Consider the following 7356-nt stretch of genomic DNA (forward strand, 5'->3'; position numbering starts at 1 on the left):
AACTCGTTTATGCATTAGAAAGTCAACTCACTCCATACTTCTCCTTTGATCCTACCTGAGTGGTTGCTAGGACACCTGCCATTGAATAATTCCATACTGCTATTGACTACTATTCCCCTATCCCTGATGTATGAGATTACTTTCTAAGAGGACATGAATCTTGTCCAGGCGTTTATCTGAGACTGCCTCCCTTCGTCTGGAGACGTCTAATGTCTTATCTGGCTTAGTATTCAAAGGGTGGCCCAGGCGGCTAACCGGACTAGAACCTCGGCAGCGGGCTGCCGGATTACGCGTTAATAAGAGCCTGCCCGGGCCTTGCCCATCGCTGGGATGGGAATTTGTCAAAAGCGGTTATTTAGATATTAAAACTTGTCGGGATCATAGATCCGTCCGTTCTTCCATAGGCTCCACATAACGTTAATAATTTTGCGTTGGGTATTGAGCCGGGCATTTCGTTCACTGCTGGCCCGGCGGCAGCTGTCTTTCCAAAATTGTTTAACTTCATTGTCATTCGTTGCATTAGCAGCGCTCAGCCAAGCCCGATAACTCATAGCCTTGAGTTCCCCATAACCCTGTTTGTCCAAGCGTTTGCGGCTCACCGACTGTCCGGCCGAACTGCGACTAACAACGGCCAACTGGCAAAACTTATAGACCTGGCTGCGTCGGCGAAACCGGTGGGGATCTTCCAACAAGGCCGAAAACAGATGGGAACCTACCGGCCCAATACCGGGAATCTTGGCAAACTCGGCAATCTCCCAGTAGTTTTTGCCTTGCTCGCGGATACCCCGAAAGATTTGCAGTGACCGCTCGTGGTGGTAGGTGATAAACTCCAGCTTCTGTTCGGCGAGCTTGCGATGCTCACCGGAGCTAATTTGACTGATCCATTCCTTGCCCCTGCGGAAACTAAACCGGCTGCTGCCGGTGGGTATCCGCACTCCAATATGCCGCAAATAATGGGTCAATCGCTGAATGGCCGCAGCCTTGGCCCGGCGCTGGCGCAGATACATCTTCATGCGCGATTTGAACACGTGGCGGGCTTCCAAAGGTTGCCACCAGACCGGCTTGTATTCGCCCAGTCGAAGCAACCGAGCCAGCTTGTGCGCATCGGTTCGGTCATTTTTAGTCCCCCCGCGATGAACCAAGGCATTGGTGGCTGGATCACAGATGACCAGCCGGTCGACCCACGGAGCCATGGCACTTGCTACCCAGCGAGCATGTGTACCCTGTTCAAGGATTACCTGCAGCTGGCCATGCGGGTAGTTGCGAGCCCAGCTGATCAGTTTGTCTGCTCGGGTGGGCACCTCCTGCTGTTGCACTTGCTCCCCCTTTGGGTCGATGGACTGTATGACGGTATTACTTGCATGAATGTCCATTCCTGCGTAATGTGTAGTTGTATTCATAAGAGGACCTCCTGTTGGGTTGGTAGTGAATGTGGATTCTTACCAATCTACAGGTGTCCTCTTTCTAATGCATAATACCGGACAGACCTCGCCAATTCTTTGCTGCTCTTGGTTTTGAGGCTCCTCTTTCGTTAGTTGTAATTCAACATTACTTCGTGCGCAGGTTATGCGCCAGGCCGTTATAATTCAAAATAATCGATGATGAAATTAAAAACTCAATATCACTGGGGACTCTTAGTTTTCACAGCTTTTATTTTTTTTAGCTGTAGTTCAGACAATAAATTACATACCGTAGATAAAATTAAACCAGAGGTTCTGGCAAAGCCTCAATTGTTTATAGATTTTGAGCAGAACGGGATGGTTCAACCTTCCTCCATTGAGATGCTGGGGAAGTCCCGTATAGCCGTGTTAGATAGCAAGCTAAACGAGGTTTTAGTTTTTAACGATCATGGAGCCTTTGAGTTTCGGTTTGGAGGTAAAGGCAAAGGTCCCGGGGAGTTTTCCCGTCCCCAGTACATTGACCAAAGCCGGGCATCCATCAACGTGATAGATGCCGAGTTGCAACGGGTGAATCAGTTCAACTATTCTGGAGATTTTGAACGCAGCTTCACTTTTGAAGAAAACCCATACGATGGTAAGATGGCGGTAATGGGCGTGGGAAAATACTTTGTCGGTGCGATAGGAGCAAATGGAAGTTTGATTAAACTAGTCGACACTACAAAAGATACCGTCAATTATTTTGGGGAAGCACTTGGTGAAGAAAATCCACCGCAGCGTCTAGAAATTGCCAGGCAAACCCTGGCCGGTGGGGAAATCCCAGGAATGTATAAAAACCAGGTTACTCTTTATCTTGATGGTAAGCATCTATATGTCTTCCTTGAAGCTTACAGTCGCATTCAAAAATATTCGATTGATGGAAGGCTTCTCTGGGAAACCGCTGTGGATTTACCCGTGAATAAGCTAATATTTCAAAAAGCGGTGGAGCGAGCTAAAAAGGCACCCACCGATGTGCTCCCCTCCTACAGGTATATTACAAGCATGAAAGTAGTCGATGGACGCGTTTTCTTGCTGTGGATGCCTGTCGAAGACCACCCCAGAAAATTGGTGAGAATCAACAAGAATGGAGAAATTACTACTATTTATCACGTCCCAGAAAAGGAACCTACATTTTTTGATTTTGCCATTGATTCGTCTGACAACAAGCTTTATTTGAGTGCCCCACAAATTGGCCAGGTGTATCAGACCAATTTGGAAATTTAGCCTAAGAGAAACAGCAATCTGTTTGAATTATAACACGCGTTTCAATCGGATTTTGCCGTTCATTGCTGGCAATAAAATTTTTCTAAGTTGTGCTATTAATTGTTTTTTTACCACTTTGCAGCTGTAAATGGCCAAACCGGTTAAACACCAGACTGTTATTCTGCCTAAAATCTTATTTTATCTCAAACTGACGTCAATTAATGAAAAACATTACATTCCACACCATTCCCCAGACTCTTAATGCCAATGAGAGTGATAACGAGAATAGCAATTTCAATACTTTCTGAGTGAATGACGGACTCCCTATTGAGGGCTTGGTTGAGACAGAGTCATTCTTAATCTGTCTATTAGTCAGTTTCTGAGAAATGAGTTTTTGATTTGAGTACATTCCAAAGGATAAGCGCTTGCTCATAATTATATTTTTCAGTCGCAAGCAGTATTAAAATCAATCCAATATTGACAATAAATTTTCCACCGACTGTAGTGTTTCCTGCTCGTTGAAACTTACTTTACTTACAATTTTGAGTCCACTGTAAAAAGTGTAAAAAAGCCTGGCTATGGCCTCCAACTCTTTATCGGCAGGTATTTGACCTTTTTCCACACCTTCTTTCAAGTAACCACGAAAAGTTTCTACAAACTTCTGTTGGTTTTCTTGTAGGTCTTTAAGAAAAGAATGATCATTTGGAACCAACTCAGCAGTTGTATTAACAACAAAACACCCCTTTGCCTCCTTATCCTTTTTTGATTCCTCAATGGCCTTTTCAAACAGCGCCAGAAAACCAACCTTAACATCTTTGTGTGATGCAAGAAGCTGAGAAACGGCTTTTAAGTTTTCATCTCTATAAAGCTGAAAAGCCTTTTCAAACAGCTGCTTTTTTCCACCGAAGGTATCGTACAAGCTAGACCGGCTAATTCCCAACTCATCCACTAAATCCTGCGCAGAAGTATCATAATAGCCATTTTTCCAAAAGAGATTCATGGCCTTAATAAGCACTTCTTTTTCGTCAAATAACTTAGCTCTTGGCATAGATACAAATACAAATTTTACTTAATAAACAATCTATATGGATTATAAATCTATCTAATTCCATTAATTAATAAAGGGCAAGAAAACTCTTGCCCTCCTAAACTACAGTATTTGGAATAATCATTCCAAGTTTTGATAAAAAAATTTACCCGATTAAAGGATTTATATTAATACCTCCATCTATATTGTATTCTCCACCAGTAATAAAGGAGGCTTTGTCAGAAGCCAAAAAGCTTACCAGCTCAGCAATATCTTCCGGCTCACCAAAACGGTTTAACGGAATACGATCTTGCATAGCCTCAGCAAAACCATCAATCTGTTCTTCGCTCATAGCGGTTTTGCCAAATATTGGTGTGGATACCGGACCCGGATTTACCGAATTGATACGAATATTTCTGGGTGCTAATTCTGTAGCAGCTATGCGTGTATAGGAATTTAAAGCTGCTTTAGACGCTGCATATACAGCAGTGTTCGACATTCCCGCGTAAGCATTTACAGATGCCAGATTGATAATACTGGCTCCGTCGTTTAATATCGGTAAGAATTTTTCTATGGTAAAAACAGCCCCTTTAAAATTAATACCCATTTGATGATCAAACATCTCTTCAGTTATTTGACCTATCGGTGCGGGTTGGAAAATTCCGGCATTTACGAACAAAATATCGACATTGCCAAATTCATTTTTAACCTGATCTACTGCCCTTTCAATAGCTTCCAGATCCGCAACATCAGCAACAATACCTTTGACACCAAGCTCTTCAGCAGCCTTTTGTACTTTTGCGGTGTTTCTGCTGATAATGATAACTGTTGATCCTTGTTTCTTTAATTTCTTGGCGGATGCATATCCAATTCCGCTGTTACCACCGGTAACCACGGAAACTTTATTTTCTAACTGATTCATATATATAATTGGTTTTGAAGTTAATTATTATGGAACGATCGTTCCGGTACCAAATATTATTATATTGGAACGTTTATTCCAAATAAAATGTCCAGTCAATTTGCGGTATCTTCTGATGATAATTTTAATTAATTGAGAATTCTATTCTCATTATTTGAACTATACCGTAATAACAACAATATCTTAGGTGGTATAACCCCGCGCATTAAGGGGACGCACCTCGCCTACCCTGCCAGTTTTGTTTTTCCGGCTCCAAATAGTAAACTGCAATCGCTATTCACACCAATCCGTGCGCCGGTTAAGCGCAATGTCGTTATAGGGTTTTACCTTATACTCCTCTCATTTGTTCAAACGAAATTGCCAAAAAGTGTTAGAACATATAAGCGTTCATTAAAATCCTGATTCTCCACCAATCCTTAGGAACAAATTTGGGGGTTCAGTTTATTGTAATATCTTGTCAGAAGATATATCCATTAATGACGAGGCCATATTGCAAAATAAATTAGACTACCATCAAGAACCGGGTCAACCCACAAGTCATAGTTCATCATTTTCGCTCACCTTCTTTGTTGGTATGGCCATTTACTTAACCTTTATTGTTGTAGTCGGTTTTTGGCCTACTTACTTCGGGGATTTATTTTCCGGCAAAGAATTTGCTAAAAGTGGTTTTGTTGAAATAACGTGGAAAACACACATACATGCTTTCGTTTTTATGGCATGGATGGGTACTCTTTGTTACCAAACCTTATTAGTAGCACGAAATAATACAAAAAGGCACACCAAGGTTGGAAAATATGGATTTCTCTGGGGAGTGCTTGTGGCATTACTTGGACTATTCATGGTATCCTTGGTGATTCAGAGCGGAATAACACAGGGTCTTACCACACTATCCAAAGCCCTTCCGGGTATGTTTCTTTCTGGAGGTTTCGTGGCTATTTTTGAATTTGCTATACTTTTAATTCTGGGATTCATCTATCGCACTTCACCTGATGAGCATAAACGGTATATGCTATTTGCCACTATTGCCTTGGCAAATGCCGCAGCGAGCAGATGGGGGATATTAATTAATGAATGGACGGGACCCTGGGCTTCTGAAATCATTCACACATTTATGATTACTCCCATCTGGGCCTATGACTTTTACAAGGATAAACGTATTCATAAGGCCACATTAATCGGCACGTTTATTATTGGTCTATATTTCCTAAAACGGTTGCTATAAAATCTTTCTGAGTACTACACCGGTCGTATTTTCGTGCTTGAAAACCCTATAACCCGTGCATTAACGCGTTTATGCATTAGAAAGTCAACTCACTCCATACTTCTCCTTTGATCCTACCTGAGTGGTTGCTAGGACACCTGCCATTGAATAATTCCATACTGCTATTGACTACTATTCCCCTATCCCTGATGTATGAGATTACTTTCTAAGAGGACATGAATCTTGTCCAGGCGTTTATCTGAGACTGCCTCCCTTCGTCTGGAGACGTCTAATGTCTTATCTGGCTTAGTATTCAAAGGGTGGCCCAGGCGGCTAACCGGACTAGAACCTCGGCAGCGGGCTGCCGGATTACGCGTTAATAAGAGCCTGCCCGGGCCTTGCCCATCGCTGGGATGGGAATTTGTCAAAAGCGGTTATTTAGATATTAAAACTTGTCGGGATCATAGATCCGTCCGTTCTTCCATAGGCTCCACATAACGTTAATAATTTTGCGTTGGGTATTGAGCCGGGCATTTCGTTCACTGCTGGCCCGGCGGCAGCTGTCTTTCCAAAATTGTTTAACTTCATTGTCATTCGTTGCATTAGCAGCGCTCAGCCAAGCCCGATAACTCATAGCCTTGAGTTCCCCATAACCCTGTTTGTCCAAGCGTTTGCGGCTCACCGACTGTCCGGCCGAACTGCGACTAACAACGGCCAACTGGCAAAACTTATAGACCTGGCTGCGTCGGCGAAACCGGTGGGGATCTTCCAACAAGGCCGAAAACAGATGGGAACCTACCGGCCCAATACCGGGAATCTTGGCAAACTCGGCAATCTCCCAGTAGTTTTTGCCTTGCTCGCGGATACCCCGAAAGATTTGCAGTGACCGCTCGTGGTGGTAGGTGATAAACTCCAGCTTCTGTTCGGCGAGCTTGCGATGCTCACCGGAGCTAATTTGACTGATCCATTCCTTGCCCCTGCGGAAACTAAACCGGCTGCTGCCGGTGGGTATCCGCACTCCAATATGCCGCAAATAATGGGTCAATCGCTGAATGGCCGCAGCCTTGGCCCGGCGCTGGCGCAGATACATCTTCATGCGCGATTTGAACACGTGGCGGGCTTCCAAAGGTTGCCACCAGACCGGCTTGTATTCGCCCAGTCGAAGCAACCGAGCCAGCTTGTGCGCATCGGTTCGGTCATTTTTAGTCCCCCCGCGATGAACCAAGGCATTGGTGGCTGGATCACAGATGACCAGCCGGTCGACCCACGGAGCCATGGCACTTGCTACCCAGCGAGCATGTGTACCCTGTTCAAGGATTACCTGCAGCTGGCCATGCGGGTAGTTGCGAGCCCAGCTGATCAGTTTGTCTGCTCGGGTGGGCACCTCCTGCTGTTGCACTTGCTCCCCCTTTGGGTCGATGGACTGTATGACGGTATTACTTGCATGAATGTCCATTCCTGCGTAATGTGTAGTTGTATTCATAAGAGGACCTCCTGTTGGGTTGGTAGTGAATGTGGATTCTTACCAATCTACAGGTGTCCTCTTTCTAATGCATAATACCGGACA

At 44.2% G+C, this 7356-nt stretch carries 6 protein-coding genes; 2 read left to right on the forward strand and 4 right to left on the reverse strand.

Going from position 1 to position 7356, the window contains the following annotated elements; genetic code table 11:
• Window positions 1–362: 362 nt before the first annotated feature.
• Window positions 363–1400, reverse strand: coding sequence for a transposase (locus ABEB05_RS17000; protein WP_345694319.1), 1038 nt, complete (start codon window positions 1398–1400; stop codon window positions 363–365).
• 198 nt (window positions 1401–1598) lie between these two features.
• Here ABEB05_RS17000 and ABEB05_RS17005 point away from each other — a divergent pair, with 198 nt between their 5' ends.
• Window positions 1599–2660, forward strand: a complete 1062-nt coding sequence (locus tag ABEB05_RS17005) for a 6-bladed beta-propeller (protein ID WP_265791994.1) — start codon at window positions 1599–1601, stop codon at window positions 2658–2660.
• 445 nt (window positions 2661–3105) lie between these two features.
• On the opposite strand, the gene ABEB05_RS17010 is transcribed toward ABEB05_RS17005, so the two are convergent.
• Complete coding sequence (locus ABEB05_RS17010) at window positions 3106–3687, reverse strand: TetR/AcrR family transcriptional regulator (RefSeq protein ID WP_265791996.1); 582 nt, start codon at window positions 3685–3687, stop codon at window positions 3106–3108.
• A gap of 145 nt (window positions 3688–3832) precedes the next feature.
• Window positions 3833–4588: an SDR family NAD(P)-dependent oxidoreductase gene (locus ABEB05_RS17015; protein WP_265791997.1), complete on the reverse strand. Its 756-nt coding sequence runs from the start codon at window positions 4586–4588 to the stop codon at window positions 3833–3835.
• Window positions 4589–5042: 454 nt separating this feature from the next.
• Between ABEB05_RS17015 and ABEB05_RS17020 the strand changes: the two genes are divergently transcribed.
• The gene (locus ABEB05_RS17020) at window positions 5043–5810 is read left to right on the forward strand and encodes a hypothetical protein (protein WP_265791999.1); all 768 of its coding nucleotides are present in this window, start codon (window positions 5043–5045) and stop codon (window positions 5808–5810) included.
• A gap of 424 nt (window positions 5811–6234) precedes the next feature.
• Here ABEB05_RS17020 and ABEB05_RS17025 read toward each other — a convergent pair whose 3' ends face one another.
• Window positions 6235–7272, reverse strand: coding sequence for a transposase (locus tag ABEB05_RS17025; protein WP_345694319.1), 1038 nt, complete (start codon window positions 7270–7272; stop codon window positions 6235–6237).
• Window positions 7273–7356: the final 84 nt, after the last annotated feature.

This window comes from Fodinibius salicampi, assembly GCF_039545095.1.
GTDB lineage: Bacteria > Bacteroidota > Rhodothermia > Balneolales > Balneolaceae > Fodinibius > Fodinibius salicampi.

What these genes read in the sequence shown, in the direction of transcription:
- ABEB05_RS17000 (WP_345694319.1), bottom strand. Translation starts at nt 1,400, where the DNA reads ATGAATACAACTACACATTACGCAGGAATGGACATTCATGCAAGTAAT.
- ABEB05_RS17005 (WP_265791994.1), top strand. Translation starts at nt 1,599, where the DNA reads ATGATGAAATTAAAAACTCAATATCACTGGGGACTCTTAGTTTTCACA.
- ABEB05_RS17010 (WP_265791996.1), bottom strand. Translation starts at nt 3,687, where the DNA reads ATGCCAAGAGCTAAGTTATTTGACGAAAAAGAAGTGCTTATTAAGGCC.
- ABEB05_RS17015 (WP_265791997.1), bottom strand. Translation starts at nt 4,588, where the DNA reads ATGAATCAGTTAGAAAATAAAGTTTCCGTGGTTACCGGTGGTAACAGC.
- ABEB05_RS17025 (WP_345694319.1), bottom strand. Translation starts at nt 7,272, where the DNA reads ATGAATACAACTACACATTACGCAGGAATGGACATTCATGCAAGTAAT.